The following is a 23,054-nucleotide window of genomic DNA, read 5'->3' on the forward strand; positions in this document are numbered from 1 at the left end:
GGCCGAGTACTCACACCATCACGAACGGCCGAATCGTCACACCGGTCACGGCTGACCAGGACATCTCACCAAGATCCTGTTACGAGCTCTAAGGCCGGGGGCAGGACCTGCATACCCAGCCCGACCGTCGGACCGCTGATGGACGGCGGGCGGATTCGTGGGCTGCGGCGCAGCGGATGCGATGCGGGTAGTGGACACCGCGCCACCCCGATTCCAGGAGAGTGGCGCCAGCCGACGAGAGCCGCTCCCGGAAGGCGGCCTCTGCGGCTTTGGCGCATCGTCGGGCACAGATCCGGCAGATCCCTTGCCCTTGCTGAAGGTTGGCCGGGCGAGGCGTTACGAGATGTCCGGCGGCGCAACGCACCGCGTGGGGGGCCGAGTTTCCCAGCCAGGAGCCTTCCAGGAGCTGCGCGCCAGCACCGGCTAGCAGGGACCTGAACGCCTTCTCCGCGCGTAATGAGTGCGCGGGGTGCGATGGTTGCACGTGCTCTCCCATATCGTGCAAATTCGTGGGAGACCTACCGTACTCACGAGACCGCACGCCTCGGCGAACCGGGACGATGTAGGGGGCGAGCCCTGCCGGGAGCGGAAACGGTAGTGCCCCGCTCCTCCGGGGAGGAGCGGGGCACATCACGGGTCCAATAAGCACAGCAGCCAGCTTTGATTAATGGACGCGCTTCACGCTACGGCAACGAACGAGACGGTCCCGGAGGACGTCGGCCCCATCTACTACCTCGCAGCCGCTTCACGCGCGACTTCCACGGCCGGCTCCGCCCGGCGCCGCACCTCGCGTCAAAGTGTTGAGAAATGCTGGCGGTCGTACCTAGCCGGCGCTGCGTGTACCAGGGGGGTCTTGAGGATCCACGCCGGTGGTGGCGGAAGCGTCCTTGGTTCCGCTGGGGCGCTGCGAGCGGCCTCGCGGGCCGAGGTCGTGCATCCCCTTGTCGCCGGTGCCCTTCTTTTGGTCTTCGCCGCGGGTGCCCATGCTCTTGGAGGGCTTGCCGTGCGGGTTGCCCGCCTCTTCCTTGGAGATCTTTCTGCCGGGGCCCTTGGCGGGGGCGTACTTGTCCGGGTGGAAGGAACGATGGGCGCTGGGGTTGTCCTGCTGGCGGGTTTCGTCCACGTCGGGAGACCAGCCGTGCTGCTTGCTGCCCTTGTGTCGGCTGATTCCCTCGCCATCGCGGGGCTGGGACGCCTTCGGCTGCTTGGCCATGACCTGACCTGCCGTCTTTCCTCGGAATGGACGCGCACAAGCGCGCTACCCGTGATAACCAAATTGTCCCACTTGCTCGCTGAGCGGGCATTCCGGCTTCCCTGGCGGCTGGAGGGCAGGGGTTACTCGGCCGAGGCGTCGTGCTCCGGGGCTTTGCGCCAGCGGGCCTCGCAGAACGAGTAGAGGCCGAACAGCAGCAGGCCCACCGCTGCCGCGATCAGGAGCACGGGTCCGGCGGGGGTGGCGGCGAAGGAGCGGAGTGTCGCGTCGAGTCCCTTGGCCTGGCTGGGGTCGAACCGCACGGCAGCCAGCACGATGAACAGGCCCGCGACTGCCGCGATCACGCCGCACGCGACGCCGCCGATGACGCCCAGCCATGCGACGACCCGTCGCGTGGTCGCGCTCATCTCCTCGGTCCGCAGGTTGTCCTCGAACTTCCGCATCAGGCTGCGGACGACGATCACCACGCCCACGATCACCAGAACAGCGCCCACCACGCCGACGAGCACCCGCCCACCCGGCCAGTTCAAAACCTTGGCCGTGTAGTCCTGCGACGTCTCGTCGCCCGGACGGCCGCCGGCAGACCCGCCGGCGAGCGCGGTCTGCGCCACGCCGATAGCGATCACCGTGCAGAAGACGGCCAGGCCCAGGCAGCCGAGACGCCGGGTCCAGGTGTCACCGCCGGCTACAGCCTGGCCGAATACCGCCTCCGACAGCCGCCACAGGGCCATCGCCGCCAGGCCCACCACCAGCGCCCACAGCAGCACGCGGCCGAAGGGCTGATCACCGATGGTGCTCACCGCGCCGGAGCGGTCGGCCTCCTTGCCACTGTCCCCGCCGAACCCGATCTGTACGGCGAGCAGGCCCACCAGCACGTAGATCACTCCCCGGGCACAGAGCCCGATCCGGGCCGCGGCTTCCATAGCATGACTGTCGGCCACGCGCTGCCCCTTAGACGGGGTGGGGGCCGCGTCCTTCCCGACGGACATGGGCACCTCCCTATGGCGGACCGAAGCCAGCCAGCGCGGCGGATGATGCTTGCGGGCGATCCTCGCCGCTGGTCCGCTTCGTGTGGCGTGCCCTGTTCACGACTGCCGCCGGGTCTTCGCTGGTCCCGCTTCGGCTGCCTTCGACCTCGGACGAGGCGCCGGTGCCGTTCCCTGCCCAGGTACGTGCCTCCGGCGCCTGCGCGTCATCTGTCCGCTGGGCGGCGCCACGCATGAGCGGGTTCTCTCCCACGGTAGGTCCGTTCCGCTGGCGAAGCCACCGACAGCGGCCTCGGCACCCGCAGGTCCTACGGTGCTGCGCCTCCCCTGCGTGGTGGGGAGGCGCAGGCCGGAGGCGTGGGCTCAGCTGTGGTCGCGGCCGTAGTACTGGCCGAGCTGGTCACGGTAGGCGGCGTCGCCGCGGTGCTTGTCCTTGTCGTACTCCGGGGAGTCCTTGATCTGCTCCTTGGTGAGGTTGACGTTGATCGTCTCCTCCTTGACGTCGACACGTACGACGGTGCCGGCGGGGATGAGGACCTCCTTGCCGAAGATCCACGGCCCGGTGTCGACGACGATGTAGGAGGCGCCGACGTCCTCGGTGGCCTCGTCGACCTTGCCGATGTGCCCGTCGCTGGCCTCGACCTTGAAACCGACCAGGCTGGTGCCGGGCGTGTAGTGCGAATCGGGGTTGTAGCTCCACATGTCAGCCACGGATGTCTCTCCTTCATGGGGTGAGGGGCGTTCTTAGGAACCCTGCCCGCCGTAGCGTGATCGCCGGCCTGTCACTACGCCAGCCGCCCCGGCTGTCACCCGGCCAGCCCAGGCCGGCCCCGGCGAGGACGGCGGTGCGGGGGTCGGTGAGGCCGCTACTCCTTCTGGTTCAGGGGCAGGGCGACGTCGAAGACCTGCCGGTCAGCGGGGAAGGCGCCGGCGTCGCGGGCCGCACCGGTGAGCGGGTTGACCTTGTAGAAGCGGTAGGAACCGCCGATGGAGAGGGCGGCGAAGCCCTGGTTGCTGCCGCCCCTGGGCGAGAAGTAGATGTCGAAGCCCGCGCTGGGTCCCGCGTCGACGCCAAGGTTGCCGGTGGGGGCGAGGGTGCCGAAGTTGGCCGGGGACTGCAGCACCACGCGGTCGTTCAGGGTGTCGACGTCGAACAGGCTGGTGGCCGTCGCCGCGTCCAGGTCGTTGTTCGCGTACGCGGCACCGGTGACGCCCAGGGCGGGGGTGGTGGCCGGCGGGGTGGTGAGCGTGCTGTCGGCGACGGTTCCGCCGGTGGCGACGTTCACGTTGTGGCGCAGGTTCTGCCCGGTGTCGCTGATGATCCGCAGCCGGTCGGCGGCCGGGTTGAAGTCCACGCCGAAGGCGGTGCCCGCCAGGGCGATGCTCAGCTGGGACGCCTTGGTCGCGGCGGCGTTCGCGGTGTCGAGGGTGTACACCCCGCCGGCGTTGCCCACGCCGTAGAGCAGACCGTCCTGGACGCGGTAGTCGATCCCGACCAGCGTCGTGTCGCTGGCGAGACCGGTGACGGTTCCCGCCGAGGACACCCGGTCGGGGTCGCTGACGCGAAACGACACCAAACGCTGGCCGTCGGTCAGGCCGGTCACCTTCAGACCGCCCCGGCCGTGGTCGTGCTGGTCGCTGTCCGCGGCCACCGCCGGTCCGGTCACGGACAGGGCGCGGCGGCGAGCGCCATCACAAGGACTGCCTTGCGCATGAGTTCTCCACTGAGTCGAGCCGCCCGCACAGCCGGGCGTCCCTGGCAGACACAACCAGTCACGTCCCGCTCCGGCCCGTCGAACGCAGCCAGATGGAGGCGCCTTCACCCCGCGCGGTGACGACGGGCACGGCCGCGCCATCTCGGGACGGTGGCCGGGCTCGCACAAGGTGACGCTTGGCTTCAAGGCTCGTTGATCGTTTCTGCACGGCGAACGCGTTCAGCCGGGCCCGGCCGTGGCATTCGCGTGGCTGGTAGACGGTCCCGAGCCGGAGGTAGACCGCCCGTGGCGGCGAACGAGAATCCCACCGTCCGAAGGCGTCGCCTCGGCGCGGAGCTACGCCGACTGCGCCTGGCCAGTGGCCTGACGAGTACCCAGGTGGCCGAACAGCTGATGATCTCCCAGTCCAAGATCAGCCACCTGGAGAACGGCCGCCGCGTCATCAAGCCCCGTGATGTGCGGGACCGGTGCGGCCTCTACGGGGTCACGGACCCTAAGATCGTCGACGCGTTGATGCGGCAGGCAAGGGAGTCGGGCCGCCACGGCTGGTGGGTCGCCTTCGGCGAGGTCCCGTACGCCGTTTACATCGGCCTGGAGACGGGCGCCTCCTCGATCCACTCCTACGAGTCCATGGTGGTGCCCGGCCTGCTGCAAACGCCCGCCTACGCGGCCGCGGTCATTGCGGAAACGATCCCTCTGGCCACGCCTGAACAGAGGGCCGTGCGCCTTCGGCTACGGCTGCGCCGACAGCACCGGGCGCACCACCCGGCCCGCGCATTCCGGTTGTGGGCCGTGCTGGACGAATCGGTACTGCGCCGCGTGGTCGGCGGCCCCGATGTCATGTGCGAACAGCTTGAGCACCTGAACCGCCTCAGTACCCAGCCGCACTTCACCGTGCAGGTCCTCCCATACGAGGCGGGAGCCCACCCGGGCATCTCGGGCCAGTTCTCCATCCTGACGTTCGCGGACGCCCCCGGGAAGGGCACGGTGTATCTGGAACGGTTCACCAGCGACCTCTACCTGGAGAAACGATCCGACGTAGACCACTACAGCGTCATGTACGAGCACCTCCAGGCCAAGGCGCTGGACCCGGAGAGCACCCGTCAGCTCATCACCCATGCCGGCAGGAGCCACGCCCGAGCAAGTGACGCCAGTTCCCACCAACTGCGACTGCTCGGGCATCAGCGCGCCGAAGCGTGAAGCCGCCTGCGGCGGCGCGGCCTTCACGCTGAGTGGCGCGCACCTCCGCCGTGTCACCCGCGTCCTGGATGCCGCCGGCACCGCATCCCTCCTGGTGTGCTCCCGGGCCGGGCTCCCCGGATGACGACGTGACGACGGTCCTGCCGCCGGGCGGGGTGGCAGGACCGTCACACGGATACCGGCCCGGGGGGTGTGGGCCGGCTGGCACGTGTCGCACTCTCAACGCCTGCGGACGCTCCGCGTTACGCCGGTTGGGCCATCAGGTGTGCAGGCGGCTGTTGGAGCCGTCCTGGTCGCAGGCGCTTTCGTCGTTGAACCAGTAGTCCCCGGCCGCGAGGTAGCGGAACGAGTGGCTGCTCTCGCTCGGCAGCGTGACCGTGACCGCCCGCTTGCCGTCTTTGCGCGGAGCCAGGGTGTGGACACCGGGCCGCCAGGCGTTGAAGTCGCCGACCACGCTGACCGGCCCGGGCGGGGTGTCAGCGGGGAGGACGAAGGTGACCTCGGTGCGGTCCTTGCGCGGCGTGCGCTCCAGCATGGCGATCGGCTCCTGACGACGCGGGGCGGGCGGGGCTTGGGGGCCCATCCTCCGCACCGGATGCCCAGCCCGCATTCCGGCGCATCCGCAGCCCAGCCGGACACCACCCTTCCGCCACGTTCCGTAGTGAAATGATACGCACGGTGACGATTCGTGTCAGCTTGGGCGGGAGGAAGCAGTACCCCCACGTACCAAGGAGTGGCCGTCATGGGCGGTAAGGACAAGCGCCAGGAGCCGGGCAAGGGCCGCGAGGAGCAGCAGCGCCCGCAGCGGCCCGGTCAGGACCCGGTTCACCCCGGGCCCGGCACACCCTCCCGTGGCCAGCGCCCCGAGGAGATGGAGCGGCGCCGCGAGGAAGACCTGCTCCGCGACGAGCGCGACGACGGCTTCTGAGCCGCGCGGAATCCCACGCACGCAGAGCCCGTCCGGGCCCGTAGTCACCCGGCCGGGCTCTGTCACGCCCGCCCGGCGCCGGCTTCCAGACAGGCCTCGGGCGTACGAACCGCAGAGCCTGCCGCTGCGGGACGAGGCCCTGCGGGGGCCCTGCCGGAGCGGTGAGCGGGGTTGGGAGGATGCGGGTATGGACATCCGACGCAGGAACAACGTCATCGGGCCGGTCTCCCTCCACCGCCTGGTCGCTGGCCGCCACATCAAGCCCCAGGGCGTCGCGGTGGCCTCCCTCATGACCAAGACCGGCATCGTCAGCTCGCCGCCACCGTGGTCCTGACCCTGCCCCTGGTCCTGCGTATCGCCATGGACGACACCCCCGCGCTGTGGCTGACCGCAGGCGTCACGGTCTGGGGGCCGCCCTGTGGTTCCTCCTGCCGGCATGGGCCAGACGCCACTACACCCGGCGACACCCGACGTGAGGCCGGGCCGACCACGTGCGCCGGCGGCTGCTGGAAGCGGGCCGCGCCGCGGAACCGGTCCCGGCCATCGGCGGAGTTCCCGGAGTACGTCAGTGGGCCGGGCGGTGGGTGGTCCGCCATATCGAGCGCACCGCGAGGTAGAGCAGAGCGGCGACGAGGACCAGTACGCCGGCGGAAAGCAGATAGAGCATGCCGTCGACGCTTGCACCGATGGCCACCAGAGCGATTCCGGCGATGAGCAGCGCCAGGAAGACAATCATGACCGCCACCTCCCAGGAAGAGGGCACGCGCCGGACGAGGAGGGCGCCGACATGAGCCGGTTCCTTCCCTTCAGGGTAGATCCGGGCGGCCCCTGACAGGCGTCGGCGCGCGGGCCTACCGCCCCTGGATGAGCCGGCGAGTGGCGTGGCCGGCCGCTACAGCCGCTTGTTGCGGCGCAGCGCCCGGTAGATCACGGTGCACACGGTCAGGATGAGCACCCACACAGCCGGGTAGCCGTACGGGGATCCCAGTTCAGGCATGTGTTCGAAGTTCATGCCGTATACGCCGACGCTCATGGTGGGGACGGCGATGAGGGCGGCCCAGGCGCTGATGCGGCGCATGTCGGCGTTCTGCTGGACGCCGAGCTGGGCGATGCTGGCGCTGAGCATGCCGGAGACCAGTTCGTCGAAGGAAAGATCTGTTCGCTGACCGCTGGTGGTGGTCGGCAACGTCCCGGAAGTACGTGGCGACCTTCGCCGGGATCCCGGGGAAGGCGCCTTCGCTGAGGCGCTGCAGGGCGCCGGCGAGCGGCATGACGGCGCGCTTGAACTCGAGGAGCTCGCGCTTGAGCTGGTAGATACGACCGGCGTCGACGGGGCGGTCGGGGGAGGAGACCTCGGCCTCCAGGGAGTCGACGTCGCCGGCGAAGGCGTCCGCGACGTCGATGTAGCGGTCGACGACCATGTCCGCGACCGCGTGCAGGACGGCGGCCGGTCCGCAGCCCAGCTGCCGCGGATCGTCCGGAGCTGTCGGCGTACGTCCTCCAGCGGCGGTGCGCTGCCGTGGCGGACGGTGATCGCGTACCCGGGGCCGGCGAAGACCATGATTTCGCCGGTGTCAACGATCTCGCTGGTCGCGGTCACCTTCTCGTGGTCGACGTAGAGACGATCGTCTTCAGCACGAGGAACAGCATGTCGTCGTAGCGTTCCAGCTTGGGCCGCTGGTGGGCGTGGACGGCGTCCTCGACGGCGAGGGGGTGCGGGCCGAAGTCCTCGGCGACCTCCTGGAGCTGCTCCTCGGTGGCTCGTACAGGCCGATCCACGCGAACCGGCCCTCCTGCGGGTCTATCCGCTTCATGACCGTGGCGAGGTTCACCTGGCCGGGGATGCGGCGGCCGTCCTCGTAGAGCGCGCAGTCCACCACCGCCGACGGCAGACCTTCACCGTCGGTGCGACCCCGCTGCGCCACCATCTGCTGCCTCTTGCCCTGATCCGATTCGTAGGGATGCAACCTACCCGCGACCAGGGGCCGCGATCCTCTTCGCCCCGGCCCTGATCGGCACGGTCTAGGGCATGAACGTCGAGCCCATGCCAGAACTCGGCTGGGGCCTCGGCTACCCCTTCGCCGCCGAACCGGCGGCACGGCGATACTCGGCGTTGATCCGCTGAGCTTCTTCCAACTGGTCCTCGAGGATGACGATGCGGCAGGCGGCCTCGATCGGGGTGCCCTGGTCGACGAGTTCCCGGGCGCGGGCTGCGATGCGCAGCTGGTAGCGGGAGTAGCGGCGGTGGCCGCCCTCGGAGCGGAGCGGTGTGATCAGGCGGGCTTCGCCGATGGCGCGGAGGAAGCCCTGGGTGGTGCCGAGCATCTCGGCGGCCCGGCCCATCGTGTAGGCGGGGTAGTCGTCGTCGTCGAGACGGCCGAACGAGTCGTCTGCTGTCATCGCACCTCTCTGTGGAACGCGTGGAGGGGCCCTGGTGCCAATGGCACCAGGGCCCCGAAGGAACTGCTACACCATCTGCCGACCCTGGTACTGCGTCGGCCTTCTTTGTCCGCTGACCCGCCCGAACGGGGACGGGAGATGCGGGGATCGCGGTTGCTTGACCGGAGACCACCTCACTATCGATGTCCTGCGGTACCCGGGCTCAGCCTTCAACCCGGGCGATCCTGATGGCGCTTCGCTCCTCCGTTCTTCCCTCTGGGAACAATCACTCATCAAACGGTTACTGCGTACTGCTGGTGATGCGAACTGCTCAGTGGCCTGACCAAGCGCCACGCTCCGGCAGTCAGCCCCGTCGCCCATCGTGCGTCTGCTCTGGCTTAGAACCCCACCGCCGAATGTCCCGGTGCGCGCGCCCGCAGCCGACGCCTTCACCGAGGTACTGCTCACTGACTTCACTGCTGGGTACTACGAACTGCACTTACCGGTACTGCCACTGCGTCAACTGCCGTACTGCTTGCGGCGGCCCCTGATCACTGCGGGCCGCCCGGTCCGGTCGTCAGCCCCGTCGCCGTCCTGCAACGACCCTGGCTTCGGAACTCCACCACCGCACCGTCCTGCGAACTGCAACTGCGGGTACTGCTGCCCGGCAGTTCGTCTCTGCCAGGCCCTGCGGTCTCTCTGGGCTACGAGAGAAACCATAACGACCCCACCACTCAATGTCTACTTTGGACGACGTAGATTTTCGCGTGCGTGTCACTGAGGTAATCGGGTGCCGTCGGGTTGAACGGTTGCGGGCGGGGGCACAACGGACCGGGCAGACAGGGCCGGACACCGACAACAGAACCCGGAGCGCGCAATGACCACGACAAGTGCCGAGCGCACAGCCCTTCGGCCTCTGGCCGCCGTCGCCGAGGCGCGCCGGGCCGCCCGGGCGTTCCTCGAAGCCCTCGGGCAGCCTGCCATCTGTCGGGAGCAGGCCGACACGGTCGTCCTGGTCGTCTCCGAGCTGGTGACGAACGCCCTGCATCATGGTGGTGGCGCCTACACCCTCCGCCTGACCGCGCACCCCAGCTGCATCGAGGTCGCTGTCGAGGACCCCAGCCCGCGGATGCCGCGGATGCGGACCCCCGACCTCGTCGACGGGGCGGGCGGATTCGGCTGGCACATGGTCAACGACCTCTCCCTCGCCGCCGTCCTCATGCCCGGGCCCGAAGGCGGCAAGACCATCCGCGCCCTTCTCCCCCGGTAGCGCGCCGGGCCGCACCGAAGCCCTCATGAGCCCGCGCAGGACAGTTGCCGCCGGCCTGTTTACGAGACCGTCAGCGGCCACACGGGGTTGCGTAAGGCGTTTCCACCCAAGAGGGAGTGATCAGCTGTGTCTGGTGAGCAGAAGACCGAGGCGAAGACCGAGCAGGCCAGGGGCAAGCTCAAGGAGACCGCTGGCCGCCTGACGGGCAACGAGCGGCTGACCGCCGAGGGCCGCACGGAGCAGGCCACGGGCGACGCCCGCCAGGCCAAGGAGAAGGTCAAGGACGTCTTCAAGCATTGATCGTCACGCGTCGGGGCCGGGATCGCAGGAGTGGTCCCGGCCCCGACGCGTGTCCGGCCGCCGCCGGTGTGGGTCAGGCGGCGGCGGGCTGGGGCTGGCGCAGTTCTGCCTGGCCGAAGAGGAGGGCGTAGCCGCCGGGGAGCTTGCGCAGGATGCGGGCGAGGAGGTCGGGTCCGGCGAGGCGGGTGACGACGGCGAGGACGGCGCCGGTGTCCCAGCGGGTGGTGGCCGGGGTGGCGCCGGTGCGTGCGGCGAGGTCTTTGACGAAGCCCCAGCCGGTGAGGTGTGCGGTGGTGGGGATTTGAGCAGTCAGGGTGAGGGCGGCCTCGACGGGCAGGCACTGGGCGAGGTCGACGCGTTCCTCGCCGGTGAGCTGTCGGCCGAGGGCGGCCAGGACGTGGTGGACGGCTTCTGCGGCGCGTTCGCGTGTGGGGTAGGCGCCTTCGTAGCGCACGCGTTCCAGCATCTGATCGAAGGTCATGGCGGGGGTGGACCGGTTCGGTCGAGGCTGGTCGTACATGGCTGCGGTTTGCCTTTCTCTGCGAAGGACCCGGCCTGCGGCCGGTGGGCGGCTGGGCTTGAGGGTCAGGTGGGCTGGGGGTGGCCGAAGAGGACGTCGTAGCCGGGCGGGAGCTGGAGCAGAACCTCACGCATGAGGACGTCGCCCGCCGCGGCGGCCACGGTGGACAGGACCGCGCCGATGTCCCACAGCGCCGTCTTCTCCGTGGCGCCCTCGATCCAGGCCGCGGTCGCACGGACGAAGCGTTCGGGTGAGAGCGGTTCGGCGGCCTGCAGGGGGTTGAGGAGGATCAGGGCGTACGTCTCGGGAAGCCGCGCGGCGAGCTGCGCCCGCACGCTGCCGACCAGATGTGCACCCAGCAGGGCCAGGACGACACGGGCAACGCGGTCGGCCTCTTCCGTGGTCTCGTACTCGCCGCGTTCCTGGACGTGGGCCAGGAACGACTCTCTGCGCATCGACATCACGTCACCTCCAGAGCAGGTAAGGAGGAAAAGGGGTGCGGAGGGCGGGGTGTCGGAGGGGGATTCGGCTCTCCCCCGCCCTCCGTGGCCGGCTGATGCTGGAGGACTCAGCCGGAGATCTGCTTGCGGCCGTCGGCGCTGCCGATGCTGATCTTGCGGGGCTTGGCGCGCTCGGCGATCGGGATGCGCAGGGTCAGGACACCCGCGTCGTAGTCGGCCTGGATGCGCTCGGTGTCGAGGGTGTCGGCCAGCATGATCTGGCGGGAGAAGACACCGAGGGGCCGCTCGGAGAGGTCCATCTGCACACCCTCGGGCCGGTCCGTGGGCCGGCGCTCGGCCTTGACCTTCAGCATGTTCCGCTCGACGTCGATGTCGATCACCTCCGGGCTCACGCCGGGAAGGTCGAAGGCGATCACATACTCCTCGCCCTCGCGGTAGGCGTCCATCGGCATGACCGAGGGCTTCGACCAGGTCCCGGACGTACCCGACAGCTGCTGGACGATCCGGTCCATCTCGCGGAACGGGTCAGTGCGCATCAACATCGCGAAACACCTCCAGTTTGGTTCAGGCAGAAACTGCCAATGCGCTTCAACGTGCCACCGTTGTAACATGTCATCGAAACGATGACAAGCACGTGGTCATCTGGAGGATGACGAGACGACGGAGAGCCCCATGAACGAACCCACCCCGCCGGCCCCACCCGTCCCCTTCAGCGCCGCCGCGGCAGCCCTGGAGGCCATCAACCAGTCCGTGAGGGACGCGCAGCAGTCCTGCGCGCAAACGCCTGCGACCCCAGCGCCATCCGCCGCCGACTCCGGCCCACACCCGGCCCTGGCCGCACTGCTGACGCTGCGCGAGGTCCGCGAACAGCTTGCCGGCTGGGAGAGCGGGCTGATCGAAACCGCCCGCGACGAGGGCGCGAGCTGGGCCGAGCTCGCCGGACCCCTCGGAGTCGCCAGCCGCCAGGCCGCCGAACGCCGCTACCTCCGGCTGCGCCCCGGCACCCCCGGCTCCACCGGCGAAGAACGCGTCCAGGCCACCCGCGACACGCGCGCCGCCGACCGAACCGTCACCGCCTGGGCCCGCGACAACGCAGCCGAGCTCCGACGCCTCGCCGCACAGGTCACCGCCCTCACCGACCTCCCCGCCGACGCCGCAGACGCGGTCGGCGCCCTGAACCAGGCCCTCGGCCACGACGACGCCGCCCGCCTCGTGCGCCCCCTGACCGACACCCGGATCCACCTGCGGCCCCAGGACGCCGAACTTGCCGAACGCATCGACGCTCTGACCCGGCACACCGAGCAACTCCGCCACACCACCCACGGCCAGCGCAGCACCTGAACAGCACCTGCCCGGGGACCGTCGGCCGTGACCGTGTCTGAAAGATCGCGCAGGTCGGTCCGATCCGCCCGGCCTGAGAGCCCGAGGCCGAGCCCCGCGCCAGGCTGTCACATCTCGGGTCGGCAGCGGGTTGCCTGCGCCGGAAGCGGAGGCAACCACACCAGGACAGTCGGCCGCAGGGGTTGCCTTGAAGGGACCAGCAAGCTGACCAAAGACCGGCAGGGAGAAGCCGGGCCAGCCTCGCAGAAGCCGCTGCACCCCGTCTCGGCCGCCAAGGCGTCGGCTCCTCGTTCTCGCCATCGGGCAGGTGATCAGTTCCCTCGCCAGCCAGCTGGCCGGCACCGAGCTCACCACAGCGGACCGGCCAGGAAAGCCATCCATCGTGCCCGTCGTCCGAGGCCACTGCTTCAGCGCGCCTGGCACCAGCACGGGTGAGCGCCGGGCCAGGATGGGGGCCCGACAGGCCTTGGTGCCTCCGGGGGAAGGAGATCGCATGATCACCACGGACGTCCGGCACTGCGGCAGCTCGGTCCTGATCAGCGCCGAGGGAACACTCGACGAGGACGCAGGGGCGTTGCTCCAGCAGGCGCTGGACGATGTCGCCGTCGACGCGCGGGACCTCATGGTCGACCTGCACGGCGTAGTGGCCATGGATGCCTCCGGCCTGCTCCACCTCCTGGACCTGCACCGGCGCGCGGAATGCCTCGGCCTGCGCGTCCTGGCCATCGGCTGGCAGCCCCAACCCCAGCAGCTCATGGCCCAGGTCGCCGGCATTCCAGGGCGAGGCTCCTCCACCGGAGATCGCTATGCCGTAGCCGGTTTCCGCCGTCTCATCGAGGAACGCGCACAACGCGCCCAGGACGCGAACTTCCCTGCCGACTCGCTGTCCGCATAGCGGGGCACGAGCGGCCACGACCTGAGCCTGAACTTGGTGGTGGCCGTCACCCTTTGGCTGCGGCCGGGCCCCGCCGAACCCGGGCACGTCATCGACGGTCGCGTCCAGGCGCAGGCGCACGTACCGGATCGGGTGCCGGTAGACGCCACCGCGGTCGACGGAGGTGTCGGCGCTGATCTCCGCGACGAGATCGGGCCGGACCAGGGTGGTGTCGAGGACCTCGCGAGTGCCCCAGGCCGAGGAGAACTTCGCACCGGTCTAGGGATGGCCGGTGCCGGCCGGGGTGAGGTGCTCGGCGAGCGCATGGGCGCGTCGGGGCGCAGGGGGACGGTGCGGCCGATGGGGCGGAGGCGGCCGGTGGAGTCGTGGCGCCCGAGGACGAGGAGTTGGGGGCGGGTGAGGGTGCCGGTTCTGGCGCCGATGAGCGCTTCGGTCCCGAGGCGGGCCGACCACCAAAGTCCACCTGGCTCTCGACGGCCGGGGCCTGCCGCTGTCGATCGTCCTCACGCCCGGCAATGTCAACGACGCCACCGCGTTCGGCCAGGTCCTCGACGAGATCCACGTCCCGCGCGCCACAACGGGCAGGCCACGCACGGCTCCGGAGCGGGTCCTGGGCGACAAGGCCTACTTCAGCAGGGCGATCCGCCACCTGCTGCGGCGCCGGGGCATCGCCGCCACAATCCCCGAGCGCCGCCACCAGATCGCCAACCGCCGACGGCGCGGAGCCCGCGGCGGCCGGCCGCCCGCTTTCGACAAAGTCGCCTACCACGATCGCAACGTGGTCGAATGATGCTTTGCCCGTATAAAGCAGTTCCGCGCGATCGCCATGCGGTTCGACAAACCCGCCGACCGCTATCGCGCCGGACTCGTTCTGGCCTCCCTGATCCTCTGGCTCCGCGAACCGGCCAGGTGACCATTTGCCAGACAGGCCTTAGGGCGTGGTGAACTCCGCGACGGCTGCGAGCACCGTCTCCGGCGTCTCCAGTTGCGGGAGGTGTCCGGTGTCGGCCAGCGGCCGGAAGACGGCGCCGGGGATGGCGGCTGCGTACGCCTCGCCGTATCCCAGCGAGGCGATCCGGTCGGCGGTGCCCCAAGCCACCAGGGTGGGCACGCGGGTCGCCGCCAGCCGCCCGGCCAGCGTCGGGTCGGCCATCTCCCGGCCCGCGTACGCCGACAGTGTCTCGCGGTTGGCGGCCATCGTGGCGCGCTGGGCCTGGGTGAACCGGTCGCCGGCGGCGAGCGGGGAGCGGGCCGGGTCGTGGAAGGAGAGCGTGGCCACCTCGTCGGGGCGGAGCGCGAAGAAGTCGGCGAGCGGGTGGCCGGGCACGGTGATCCCGACGCCGTTGAGGATGACGGAGGCGGCGATCCGCCCCTCGTCCAGCAGGCCCATCTCGGCGGCGATCCAGCCGCCGATCGAGTTGCCCACCACGGTGACACCGGTCAGCCCGCGCTCGGCCAGCAGCGCGGTGTACGCAGCGGCCAGCGCGCGGATGCCGTCCAGGGTGGCGGGGCGTGGGGTGCCGTCGAAGCCGGGATGGGTGGGGAGCAGCACCCGGGCGGAGTGGCGCTCGGCCAGGAGCGCGGCGAACGGCCGCATGGAGGCGGGCCCGGCGCCGCCGTGCAGCAGCAGGACGGGGCGGCCGGAGCCGGTCTCGTTGACGGTGAACGGGACGGGGGCGGTGGCGTTCATGGGGTCTCCCGGGGGATAAGTGCGGCTGCGTCGACACTAATCAACATGCTTATATAAGCAACCTTAGATCAGCAGGCTGGGTTTGCGCTAGCCTGAATCCCGTGACCCGGACCCCGCAGCAGGTCGCGCTCGCCGTGAAGCGCCTCCAGAACCGCCACCACCGCGCGCTGACCGCCACCCTCGCCCCGCTCGGCGTCTCCCTCGCGCAGTGGGACACCCTCCGTCATCTGCACGCACACCCGGACGCCTCGCTGCACGACCTGGCCCAGCTCACCTTCCAGACCGACCAGGCGTTCGGCACCCTCGCCGCCCGGATGGCATCCCGGGGCCTCATCGAACGCGTCCCGGGCCCCGGCCGGGCGGTCCGGCATGCCCTCACCCCGCACGGCGAAGAGATCCGGCAGGAGGGCGCGCGCCGGGTCGCCGCCGAGGTGGACCGCTCACTCGCCCCCCTCGCCGAGGCCCAACTCGACCAGCTCGGCGCGCTGCTGGAGCAGGTACTCGCGGCCGGAGAGGGCTAGCGCGTGTCTCTTTGATGGGTCGGTCAGTTGATCGATGCGTCTGTCCGATTAGTGATCACCGATGTGATGTGAGACCGGATCGAGCCGCTGATGCCGGCCGACCCGGTCCGCGGCCGGCGGTGGGCCAACCACCGCCGCACCCTGGAAGCCACCGCCTGAAGTACCGCACCAACTCGCCCCGGCGGAACCCGCCCAGCGAGCTCGGTCCGTTCCAGACCGCGCACAACCGGCTGGTCAGATGTGCCGTCGACGGCACCTGTGAGCGAATCCTGGCCGCGGCGGACGCGGCCGACGACATCGACGGGACCGTGTCGGTCGACTCCACCGCGGTCCGGGCCCACCAGCACTCCGCCAGAGCACTCAAAAGGGGCGGCGAGACGCCAAGAGCTACTCGACCACGCACTCGGACGCTCCCGCGGAGGCCTGAGCACCAAGGTCCACCTGGCGGACGACGGCCGGGCCCGACCCCTGGCCTTCACCATCACCGCGACGGCCCGGCCGGTGACGCACCTGCCTTCGAGGGGGTGATAGCCCGCATCCGGTACCTCGCACCAGTCCGGGACGGCCACGGACCAGGCCCGCGGCCGTCCTGGCCGACCGCGCCTACTCCTCACGCGCCATCCGGGCTCATCTGCGCCGCCGGGGAATCCGACGCCCCGGCCCGGTGTGCGGGGTGCAGGCAGCGGAACGGCTCCGCCCTCGGGAGGAGGGGGAGCCGTTTCCGTCGGGGGCCGGTCGCTCAGGCGTGGCGGTGGTGGCGCCGGTTGCCGGTCACCAGTCGGTAGAGGGCGAGGAGGATGACGGAACCGATGATCGCGGCGATCCAGGTGGAGAGGTCGAAGAAACCGTCGATGGAGTCGACACCGAAGATGACCTTGCCGAGCCAGCCGCCGAGCAGGCCGCCCGCGATGCCGATGAGCATCGTGATGATGACGCCGCCCGGGTCCTTGCCCGGCATCAGCGCCTTCGCGATGAAGCCCGCGAGCAGTCCGATCAGGATCCAGGCAATAATGCCCATGCGCTTCTCCTACCTCGATGAAAAAAGCCGCTGATAATACGCGTCTTCACCGGTTCGAGATTTCTAAACTTTCGGACCTTGGTTCTCGCTCACGGCAGATTCTGACGGCCGACCACTCTCGTTGTGTGGCATAGCCAGCCTGTGAACCAGGTAGCGCCCGGCGCCGTACAAGCCCGTTGGCTGCAGGGGGCTCCTGCCGGTGGTCCTATGGGCGCAGCGCCCGGCTGGCTGCCGCGACGCGCAGGTTCTCCATGAGCTTGCTTTGCTGCTCGGCGCGTTCCAACAGGGCATCCAAATCCTCGACGGAGAGGCGCTCGTCGGTTTCGGCCTGGGCACGCAGGGTTCGCCACAAGGCTGCCTTGCCCTGGATTCCCAAGAGCATGGACTCCGCTTCCAGCAGGTCGCTGAGTGGGGAACGGGAGAGGAGATGCCCGTTGGGCTTGAGGCGGCCTGCCTTCTCCGCAAGCCAGCCCATGGCAGCCTTGGAGTGGCTGGGGCGCACTCCAAGGCCAGTCATGATCTGCACCAGTGAGTTGCGGTCCTGGTCGACCTGGCGGGCCAGGTCGACCAGGACCTTGCCGTCCGCTTTGTCCCTGTGCGCGTCCGCGGCCCGCCGGAAGAGTTCCAGGCCGCCCGTGGCGCCGGAATAGTGGTCGTTGAGGTAGATCGCCAGCAGATCAGAGCCCTCGGAACCGCCAGGGCTACTCCCGCCGTCGTCCTGGGCTCCGGCTTCGGAGTGCATCTTGCGCCCGACTGTGGCTCTGAGCTCCTTCCAGCTGTCCTCGAACTTGGTCAGCCCTTCGCGTTCCAGGGCATCGGTGACGTCCGTGAAATCGACGCCGATGTGTTCCAGCGCTTCGAGGTGGGCGCCGGCGCTCGCGTAGTCGTCCGGCGTCGGCTGGTTGTCGCGGAGCGTGCCGTGGTCGGCGAACGCGGCCAGGGTGGTACCCGGCATGGTGTTCACGGTGCCCGGGATGACGAGTTCGCTGACGTACATCGTGTCGGGGTAGGACGGGTCCTTGACCCCGGTGGACGCCCACAGAGGGCGCTGCGCGCGGGCTCCGGCTGCGGCCAGGCGCTGCCAGCGGGGCTCCGCGAGCATCTGCTCGTAGGCCTGGTAGGCCAGCCGGGCATTGGCGATCGCAGCCTTGCCCCTGAGCTTCCGGGCCTCGGGGCTGCCGAGGGCGTCGAGGCGGCGATCGACTTCGGAGTCGACGCGGGAGACGAAGAACGAGGCGACCGACTGGATGTCCGACAGGTCGTGTCCTGCAGCTTGGGCCTGCTCCAGACCGCTCTGATAGGCGTTCATCACGGCGCGGTAGCGGTCCAGGGAGAAGATCAGCGTGACGTTGACGCTGATGCCCTCGGCGATGACGGCTGTGATCGCCTTCAATCCCTCCACAGTGGCCGGGATCTTGACGAGCAGGTTGGGCCGGTCGACCGCCTTCCACAGCTTGCGGGCCTGGTCGATGGTGGCGTCGGCGTCCCGTGCCAGCCGGGGATCCACCTCAATGGAGACACGCCCGTCGACGCCGCGGGTCTTCCGGTGCACGGGTTCGAAAACCTCGCAGCCATCGCGCACGTCGTCGGTGGTGATGGCGAAAACCGCGTCATCGACGCCGGTGCCCGCACCGCCGAGACGGCGCAGCTGCTGGTTGTAGCGGTCTCCCTTGGACAGAGCGGAGGCGAAGATCGTCGGGTTCGTGGTCACCCCCACCACGTGCTTGTCCGCGATCAGGTCCTTGAGCTCCCCGCCGGCCAGAAGCTCCCGGGACAGGTCATCGAGCCATACCGACACCCCCGCTGCGGACAAGACGGAAAGCGGATGGGAAGTTGCGGAAGCAGACATGTGAGACCTCCAGAAAGGGGGCGACGCTGTTCGCGCTGGCGCCGCCCCTCACCCGGCGGGCACTTGCCGGCGAGCTGCCGACACCGGGCTTCTCTGTGCGTCTGCCCGGCATGCCCCGCACCAAGCGTGTCGGTGGGCTCGGGGCGAGTTGCAGGCGGCATGCGCTGCGAGCGCCGACGAGTCTGCACTCCACTGCGGTCCGTCCCGGCTCGAGCGTGCACGTGGCAAGGGGGGCGGGTTCGTTCGGGGATGCCCTCGGCTCGGTCGGCGGCGCGGTGTGGTGCAGTCGGCGCATCCCTGGTTTGGGGACCGTGGCCCTCGGTGACATCTGTACGGCCCAGCCCTTTCACGTGGAGATGCGATGCCCGAGAAGTACCCGGTGCAGGCGGTCACCGACAAGATCGCCGACATGGTGCACGGTGGTACGACGGCGGCCCAGGGGCCGGAGGACGGGGTGCCGGGCAAGCCGGCTCCGGTCTCCCCGCAGCTGGTAGAGCCCACCGAGCCGGTGGAGCCGCTGCCGCCGAAGGCGGATCAGAGCGGCCCGGAGACGGTCGGTCCGACCGGACAGCCCACCGGCGCCGAACAGGCCAGGGTCGCGCAGAGCGGCGCCTTTCTGACGACCGCGCAGGGTGTACGTCTGCCCGACACGGACCACTCGCTGAAGGCCGGCCCCCGGGGGCCGGTGCTGCTGCAGGACCACCATCTGCGTGAAAAGATCATGCACTTCGACCACGAGCGGATCCCCGAGCGCGTGGTCCACGCCCGCGGCTCGGCCGCACACGGCGTCTTCCAGTCCTACGGCACCGCGCAAGCGGTCACCAAGGCCGCGTTCCTCGCCCGGGACACCGAAACGCCGGTGTTCGTGCGCTTCTCCACCGTGCTCGGCTCGCGCGGCTCCGCCGACACCGTGCGCGACACCCGTGGCTTCGCCACGAAGTTCTACACCGAGGAAGGCGTCTTCGACCTGGTCGGGAACAACATCCCGGTGTTCTTCATCCAGGACGCGATCAAGTTCCCCGACGTCATCCATGCCGGCAAACCGCACCCAGACCGGGAGATCCCACAGGCCCAGAGCGCGCACGACACGTTCTGGGACTTCGTGTCCCTGCACACCGAAGCCACCCACCACACCCTCTGGAACATGTCCGACCGCGGCATCCCCCGCTCCTACCGGATGATGGAGGGCTTCGGCGTCCACACCTTCCGCCTCGTCAACGCCCAGGGCACCACGACGCTGGTGAAGTTCCACTGGAAGCCCAAGCTGGGCGTGCACTCCCTGGTATGGGAGGAGGCTCAGCTCCTGGCCGGGGTGGATCCCGACTTCCACCGCCGGGACCTCTTCGACGCGATCGAGTCCGGCGCGTTTCCTCAGTGGGAGCTGGGCATCCAGGCCTTCCCCGACACCGAAGACCAGATGTTCGAGGGCATCGATCTCCTCGACCCGACGAAGATCGTCCCGGAGGAGCTCGCGCCGGTGAAGCCGGTCGGGCTGCTGACGCTGAACGCGAACCCGTCGAACTTCTTCGCCGAGGTCGAGCAGGTCGCCTTCCACACCGGCCACCTCGTGCCGGGTATCGACGCGACCGACGACCCGCTGCTGGCCGGGCGGATGTTCTCCTACCTGGACACCCAGCTCACCCGGCTCGGCGGCCCCAACTTCCCGCAGATCCCGATCAACCGGACCCACGCGCCCGTCAACGACATGCTCCGTGACGGTTTTCACCAGACGGCCGTGCACCGGGGCGTGGCTCCCTACAAGCCCAACAGCCTCGACGGCGGGTGCCCTTTCTTCGCCGGCGCCGACACCGGCGCGTTCATCGAGGTACCCGTCGAGGTTCCTGCCGGACGCAAGGTCCGCGCAGCACCTGCCTCGTTCGCCGATCACTTCTCCCAGGCGCGCCTGTTCTGGCTCAGCATGAGCCCGGTCGAACGCGAGCACATCATCGCCGCCTATACCTTCGAACTGGCCAAGTGCTACGAGCAGGCCATCAAGGAACGCGCTCTTGGCGTGCTCGCCAACATCGACCCCGAGCTGTGCGTCCAGGTCGCGGCCGGACTGGGCCTGCCGGCGCCGGCCGCCATCGAGCCGCTCGCCGATGCCCGCCCCAACCCCGCTCTGTCCCAGGTCGGCCGCACCTGGCCGCTGGACGGACGCGTCATCGGCATCGTCACCGGCCAGGCCATGGACATGGTCGGCGTGAACGGGGTGCGCCAGGCCGTCCTCGACGCCGGAATGGTGCCGCTGGTCGTGGCGGCGGCCGGCGGGGTGCTGGGCACCGGCGACGACACGGTGACGGTCCAGCGCACCTTCGCCACCGCCCGCTCGGTCGAATTCGACGCGCTGATCTTCGCGGGCGTGCCCGGAGCGGGTGCCGATGCCTACGGTGCTCGCGACGCCAAGGCGGGAGCCCCCAGGCCGCCGGTCAGCGACCCTCGAGTCCTCGCTCTGCTCGCCGAGGCCTACCAGCACGGCAAGGCCCTCATCGGCTTGGGCGGGGCCGAAGCCCTCTTCGAGGCCGCCGGGATCTCGGTCGGCAACCCCGGCGTCGTCATCAGCGACGGCGCCCAAGGAATGCGCCAGCTCATGGAACTGCTCTCAGCCCACCGCGTCTGGGAACGCTTCCCCGCCTCTGCGTGACACCCCGTCTTCGCCGCAGCCACGCCCTCGTCCGCAGGGCGTGATCGGACGGCGGCGCATCCTGATCCCCGCCGTCCGGCTCATTCTGAACAGGCCACGCAATGGCCAGGCCAACGCCCGTGCCAGCGGCGATCTTCGCAACACAAAGGCGTCCCTCCACGGGGACGCCTTGTTCCGCCGACTGGCCTCAGATCGGGGGGTGCTCGTACTGCCTTTCCCGCTTCGGACTGGAACCACGAGGCATGACAACCCTCCTCGGCTCGTAGTGCGATCTCGGCCGTGTGCTGCGCCTTCCCGGCCCCGGCCACCTCATTCAGCGCGCTCGCCCCCTGAGTCCGCAGGCAGTTCCGCACCGGTCTTCCGGTGTGTCCCTTCCTTGCCGGCACGCTCCACACGGGCCGGGTCGGCCGGCGGGCCGGCGCCGGGGCCTGTCCGGGACGGGACTCCCGGCGGGCGGCCGTGCTCGTCCACGGTCGCTCCCTCATCGGGAAGCAGCTTCGGGCGCGGGTCGCGTTTCTTGGCGTTCGTGATCGACCGTCTCTCCGTCAGGGGCGGGCGGGGCCTGCCGACCGGCCTGGGCTTCGGGGCCGTAAGGGCCATGGGGTCAGCTCTCGCTGTACTGGACGGCCTCGTGCAGTGCCTCGGGGGCGCAGGGTTGGCCCATGAGGATGCACAGGGTGAACAGGGAGTCCTCGAAGGCGCGGCGTGTTTCGGGGTCTGCGGGCGCAGCGGTCAGGCGCAGGCGGGTCTCGAAGAACCGGCCGAGGGCTTCTCGGCGTCCTCCCGCAGCGGCAGCAGATACGGGCCCGATGCCGAGGACGGGGCGGGGTCCGGGGTGCGTGCCGTGTGGACGGCCTGGCGCAGCGCCCGCTCGGGGCGGGCCGGGACGGGTTTGCCGCGGGAGGCGTCGAGTACCGCGGCGGCCAGGGCGGTTTCGGGCAGGCCGGCCCCCACGGCCGCGGCGGACAGGATGCGCTCTGCCTCGCGGGCCGTGGCCGGGGTCGTCGCCATCAGCATGCCCACAGCCCCCTGGACTGCCCGATCGGACGGCACGGGTGTGGCGGGGGTCCCGGGAATGCGGTGGACTCCGGGGCCTCGTGCGAGGGGGGCGGGGGCGGTCATGGGGGTCACCTGCTTTCGAGCGCGTGCGTTCAGGTGAGGAGGGGGCGGGTGTCGGTGAGGTTCAGGAGCCGCTCGACCCGGCGGCCTTCCGCCGTGATGTGCAGGCTGCGTCCGGCTTGCAGGGCCGCGTGGCGGGCGGTCAGGAGGGTGTTGAGGCCGGCGCAGTCGCAGAAGGTCACCCGCTCCAGGTCCACGAGGAGGGTGGCGCGGTGGGAGGAGAGGGCGGCCAGGAGGGTCTCGCGGAGGAACGTGGCGTTGTCGAAGTCGATCTCGCCGATCACCACGATCTGGACCGTCCCGGGCAGCGGGCCGGGGTTCACCCCGACCTCCAGGCCGACTGTTCCCGGGATGTCGGGGCGCTCGTCCTGCACGGTCCCGTTCACCGCTGCCTCCCCACAACTCCTGGGGCTGATTCTGCTTCCACCAGCATCGTCGGCGCCCCTCCGGCATACGTCAAGAAATACGTGAAAAACAGGACGTATATCTGAAATGGGCGCATGCTGGAGGCGTGCGCGACGAAGGACTTACCGGCGGGTCGTGGACGTTCCTGACCAGCCACGCCCGTGTCCTGCTCGCTCTCGCCCGCGACCCCGGAGTGCGCCTGCGGGAGGTCGCCGAGACCTGCGTGCTCACCGAGCGGACCGTCCAGGCGATCGTCGCGGACCTGGAACAGGGGGGATACCTCACCCGGGTACGCGACGGACGCCGCAACCGCTACCGCATCAACCCCGGAGCTACGTTCCGCCACCCTGCTGAGGCGGGCCGCGACATCGAGGGCCTCCTCACCCTCTTCGCCGACGACCCTCCTGCGCCGGGGACACCACGGCAGAGCTGAGCGACACCACGGCGGTACGAGCGGCGCCGGCCACGGGTACAGCGGGAGCGTTCCGGACTCGCCGCCGTACCGCCCACCGGCGCCGGGAAGCGGCCGGGGCCACCCTCGCCAACAACGTGCGCCGTGCGTCACCAAGTGCGAGGGCGGGAAGCATCAGTTACATGCCCTGG

Annotated in this window: 27 protein-coding genes and 4 pseudogenes; 12 read left to right on the plus strand and 19 right to left on the minus strand. The window is 69.9% G+C overall.

All coding sequences use genetic code 11. From position 1 onward, the window contains the following. Nucleotides 1-823 precede the first annotated feature (823 nt). The 4 genes from ACFY04_RS41510 to ACFY04_RS41525 form a co-directional block, all read right to left on the minus strand. Nucleotides 824-1,213 carry a hypothetical protein gene (locus ACFY04_RS41510; RefSeq protein ID WP_389125983.1) on the minus strand — a complete coding sequence of 130 codons (390 nt, stop codon included), beginning with the start codon at nucleotides 1,211-1,213 and terminating at the stop codon, nucleotides 824-826. A gap of 122 nt (nucleotides 1,214-1,335) precedes the next feature. Beyond that, complete coding sequence (locus ACFY04_RS41515) at nucleotides 1,336-2,202, minus strand: DUF1206 domain-containing protein (protein ID WP_389125985.1); 867 nt, start codon at nucleotides 2,200-2,202, stop codon at nucleotides 1,336-1,338. Between the two features lie 360 nt (nucleotides 2,203-2,562). Then, nucleotides 2,563-2,901 carry a PRC-barrel domain-containing protein gene (locus tag ACFY04_RS41520; RefSeq protein ID WP_382550356.1) on the minus strand — a complete coding sequence of 113 codons (339 nt, stop codon included), beginning with the start codon at nucleotides 2,899-2,901 and terminating at the stop codon, nucleotides 2,563-2,565. A gap of 164 nt (nucleotides 2,902-3,065) precedes the next feature. After that, nucleotides 3,066-3,866, minus strand: a complete 801-nt coding sequence (locus ACFY04_RS41525) for a DUF4394 domain-containing protein (RefSeq protein ID WP_389125987.1) — start codon at nucleotides 3,864-3,866, stop codon at nucleotides 3,066-3,068. 333 nt (nucleotides 3,867-4,199) lie between these two features. Here ACFY04_RS41525 and ACFY04_RS41530 point away from each other — a divergent pair, with 333 nt between their 5' ends. Next, on the plus strand, nucleotides 4,200-5,114 hold the full coding sequence (locus tag ACFY04_RS41530; protein WP_389125990.1) for a helix-turn-helix domain-containing protein: 915 nt from the start codon (nucleotides 4,200-4,202) through the stop codon (nucleotides 5,112-5,114). Between the two features lie 259 nt (nucleotides 5,115-5,373). On the opposite strand, the gene ACFY04_RS41535 is transcribed toward ACFY04_RS41530, so the two are convergent. Beyond that, nucleotides 5,374-5,649, minus strand: coding sequence for an isoamylase early set domain-containing protein (locus ACFY04_RS41535; RefSeq protein WP_389125992.1), 276 nt, complete (start codon nucleotides 5,647-5,649; stop codon nucleotides 5,374-5,376). A gap of 207 nt (nucleotides 5,650-5,856) precedes the next feature. On the opposite strand from ACFY04_RS41535, the gene ACFY04_RS41540 reads away from it, so the two are divergent. Continuing rightward, nucleotides 5,857-6,042: a hypothetical protein gene (locus tag ACFY04_RS41540; RefSeq protein ID WP_388625061.1), complete on the plus strand. Its 186-nt coding sequence runs from the start codon at nucleotides 5,857-5,859 to the stop codon at nucleotides 6,040-6,042. Nucleotides 6,043-6,229: 187 nt separating this feature from the next. Continuing rightward, a complete protein-coding gene (locus ACFY04_RS41545; protein ID WP_389125995.1) occupies nucleotides 6,230-6,376 on the plus strand; it encodes a hypothetical protein in 147 nt (48 codons plus the stop codon). Between the two features lie 231 nt (nucleotides 6,377-6,607). Here the strand turns inward: ACFY04_RS41545 and ACFY04_RS41550 are convergent, their stop codons facing one another. The 5 genes and pseudogenes from ACFY04_RS41550 to ACFY04_RS41570 form a co-directional block, all read right to left on the minus strand. Beyond that, entirely contained in the window at nucleotides 6,608-6,778 is a 171-nt protein-coding gene (locus ACFY04_RS41550) for a hypothetical protein (protein WP_382550334.1), read from the minus strand. 156 nt (nucleotides 6,779-6,934) lie between these two features. Next, on the minus strand, nucleotides 6,935-7,228 hold the full coding sequence (locus ACFY04_RS41555; protein WP_389125998.1) for a CorA family divalent cation transporter: 294 nt from the start codon (nucleotides 7,226-7,228) through the stop codon (nucleotides 6,935-6,937). A 28-nt stretch (nucleotides 7,229-7,256) separates the two neighbouring features. Continuing rightward, nucleotides 7,257-7,463 (minus strand): annotated as a pseudogene (locus tag ACFY04_RS41560) (CorA family divalent cation transporter); the annotation flags it as partial. A gap of 175 nt (nucleotides 7,464-7,638) precedes the next feature. Continuing rightward, nucleotides 7,639-7,821 (minus strand): hypothetical protein, encoded by a 183-nt coding sequence (locus ACFY04_RS41565; protein ID WP_389126000.1) that lies wholly within the window; start codon nucleotides 7,819-7,821, stop codon nucleotides 7,639-7,641. 291 nt (nucleotides 7,822-8,112) lie between these two features. After that, nucleotides 8,113-8,442: a MerR family transcriptional regulator gene (locus ACFY04_RS41570; protein ID WP_389126003.1), complete on the minus strand. Its 330-nt coding sequence runs from the start codon at nucleotides 8,440-8,442 to the stop codon at nucleotides 8,113-8,115. Nucleotides 8,443-9,298: 856 nt separating this feature from the next. Between ACFY04_RS41570 and ACFY04_RS41575 the strand changes: the two genes are divergently transcribed. Both ACFY04_RS41575 and ACFY04_RS41580 read left to right on the plus strand, forming a co-directional pair. Continuing rightward, entirely contained in the window at nucleotides 9,299-9,691 is a 393-nt protein-coding gene (locus tag ACFY04_RS41575; RefSeq protein WP_389126005.1) for an ATP-binding protein, read from the plus strand. A 126-nt stretch (nucleotides 9,692-9,817) separates the two neighbouring features. After that, nucleotides 9,818-9,991, plus strand: coding sequence for a CsbD family protein (locus ACFY04_RS41580; protein ID WP_389126008.1), 174 nt, complete (start codon nucleotides 9,818-9,820; stop codon nucleotides 9,989-9,991). A 73-nt stretch (nucleotides 9,992-10,064) separates the two neighbouring features. Here ACFY04_RS41580 and ACFY04_RS41585 read toward each other — a convergent pair whose 3' ends face one another. The 3 genes from ACFY04_RS41585 to ACFY04_RS41595 form a co-directional block, all read right to left on the minus strand. Beyond that, on the minus strand, nucleotides 10,065-10,511 hold the full coding sequence (locus tag ACFY04_RS41585; protein ID WP_389126011.1) for a DUF2267 domain-containing protein: 447 nt from the start codon (nucleotides 10,509-10,511) through the stop codon (nucleotides 10,065-10,067). A 65-nt stretch (nucleotides 10,512-10,576) separates the two neighbouring features. Next, nucleotides 10,577-10,972 carry a DUF2267 domain-containing protein gene (locus ACFY04_RS41590; protein WP_389126014.1) on the minus strand — a complete coding sequence of 132 codons (396 nt, stop codon included), beginning with the start codon at nucleotides 10,970-10,972 and terminating at the stop codon, nucleotides 10,577-10,579. A gap of 107 nt (nucleotides 10,973-11,079) precedes the next feature. Then, nucleotides 11,080-11,514: an Hsp20/alpha crystallin family protein gene (locus ACFY04_RS41595; RefSeq protein WP_389126017.1), complete on the minus strand. Its 435-nt coding sequence runs from the start codon at nucleotides 11,512-11,514 to the stop codon at nucleotides 11,080-11,082. 130 nt (nucleotides 11,515-11,644) lie between these two features. Here ACFY04_RS41595 and ACFY04_RS41600 point away from each other — a divergent pair, with 130 nt between their 5' ends. The 3 genes and pseudogenes from ACFY04_RS41600 to ACFY04_RS41610 form a co-directional block, all read left to right on the plus strand. Continuing rightward, complete coding sequence (locus ACFY04_RS41600) at nucleotides 11,645-12,313, plus strand: HSP18 transcriptional regulator (RefSeq protein WP_389126020.1); 669 nt, start codon at nucleotides 11,645-11,647, stop codon at nucleotides 12,311-12,313. Nucleotides 12,314-12,806: 493 nt separating this feature from the next. Beyond that, nucleotides 12,807-13,208, plus strand: a complete 402-nt coding sequence (locus tag ACFY04_RS41605; protein WP_389126022.1) for an STAS domain-containing protein — start codon at nucleotides 12,807-12,809, stop codon at nucleotides 13,206-13,208. A gap of 430 nt (nucleotides 13,209-13,638) precedes the next feature. Beyond that, nucleotides 13,639-14,143 (plus strand): annotated as a pseudogene (locus ACFY04_RS41610) (IS5 family transposase); the annotation flags it as partial. On the opposite strand, the gene ACFY04_RS41615 reads toward ACFY04_RS41610, so the two are convergent. Beyond that, nucleotides 14,140-14,898: an alpha/beta fold hydrolase gene (locus ACFY04_RS41615; protein ID WP_389126025.1), complete on the minus strand. Its 759-nt coding sequence runs from the start codon at nucleotides 14,896-14,898 to the stop codon at nucleotides 14,140-14,142. The pseudogene ACFY04_RS41610 and the gene ACFY04_RS41615 sit on opposite strands and share 4 nt — an antisense overlap. 101 nt (nucleotides 14,899-14,999) lie before the next feature. Here ACFY04_RS41615 and ACFY04_RS41620 point away from each other — a divergent pair, with 101 nt between their 5' ends. Both ACFY04_RS41620 and ACFY04_RS41625 read left to right on the plus strand, forming a co-directional pair. Beyond that, nucleotides 15,000-15,419 (plus strand): MarR family winged helix-turn-helix transcriptional regulator, encoded by a 420-nt coding sequence (locus ACFY04_RS41620; protein WP_389126027.1) that lies wholly within the window; start codon nucleotides 15,000-15,002, stop codon nucleotides 15,417-15,419. Between the two features lie 90 nt (nucleotides 15,420-15,509). Next, nucleotides 15,510-16,146: pseudogene (locus ACFY04_RS41625) on the plus strand (IS5 family transposase); the annotation flags it as partial. A 12-nt stretch (nucleotides 16,147-16,158) separates the two neighbouring features. Here ACFY04_RS41625 and ACFY04_RS41630 read toward each other — a convergent pair. Together ACFY04_RS41630 and tal are read right to left on the minus strand one after the other, a co-directional pair. Further along, nucleotides 16,159-16,437: a GlsB/YeaQ/YmgE family stress response membrane protein gene (locus ACFY04_RS41630; RefSeq protein WP_382550075.1), complete on the minus strand. Its 279-nt coding sequence runs from the start codon at nucleotides 16,435-16,437 to the stop codon at nucleotides 16,159-16,161. Between the two features lie 730 nt (nucleotides 16,438-17,167). Beyond that, nucleotides 17,168-18,286 (minus strand): annotated as a pseudogene (gene tal, locus ACFY04_RS41635) (transaldolase); the annotation flags it as partial. A gap of 361 nt (nucleotides 18,287-18,647) precedes the next feature. Here tal and ACFY04_RS41640 point away from each other — a divergent pair. Then, nucleotides 18,648-20,927 (plus strand): catalase, encoded by a 2,280-nt coding sequence (locus tag ACFY04_RS41640; RefSeq protein WP_389126030.1) that lies wholly within the window; start codon nucleotides 18,648-18,650, stop codon nucleotides 20,925-20,927. A 604-nt stretch (nucleotides 20,928-21,531) separates the two neighbouring features. Here the strand turns inward: ACFY04_RS41640 and ACFY04_RS41645 are convergent. The 3 genes from ACFY04_RS41645 to ACFY04_RS41655 form a co-directional block, all read right to left on the minus strand. Further along, nucleotides 21,532-21,738: a DUF5133 domain-containing protein gene (locus tag ACFY04_RS41645; protein ID WP_389126067.1), complete on the minus strand. Its 207-nt coding sequence runs from the start codon at nucleotides 21,736-21,738 to the stop codon at nucleotides 21,532-21,534. Further along, the gene (locus ACFY04_RS41650) at nucleotides 21,660-21,944 is read right to left on the minus strand and encodes a hypothetical protein (protein ID WP_389126033.1); all 285 of its coding nucleotides are present in this window, start codon (nucleotides 21,942-21,944) and stop codon (nucleotides 21,660-21,662) included. Before ACFY04_RS41650 ends, ACFY04_RS41645 begins: the two co-directional genes overlap by 79 nt. A 134-nt stretch (nucleotides 21,945-22,078) precedes the next feature. Next, on the minus strand, nucleotides 22,079-22,432 hold the full coding sequence (locus ACFY04_RS41655) for an STAS domain-containing protein (RefSeq protein WP_389126034.1): 354 nt from the start codon (nucleotides 22,430-22,432) through the stop codon (nucleotides 22,079-22,081). A 125-nt stretch (nucleotides 22,433-22,557) separates the two neighbouring features. Between ACFY04_RS41655 and ACFY04_RS41660 the strand changes: the two genes are divergently transcribed. Then, nucleotides 22,558-22,884: a helix-turn-helix transcriptional regulator gene (locus ACFY04_RS41660; RefSeq protein WP_382550066.1), complete on the plus strand. Its 327-nt coding sequence runs from the start codon at nucleotides 22,558-22,560 to the stop codon at nucleotides 22,882-22,884. Nucleotides 22,885-23,054 lie beyond the last annotated feature (170 nt).

Origin of the sequence: Streptomyces sp. NPDC001549 (genome assembly GCF_042894025.1) — a bacterium.
Classification (GTDB): domain Bacteria; phylum Actinomycetota; class Actinomycetes; order Streptomycetales; family Streptomycetaceae; genus Streptomyces; species Streptomyces kutzneri.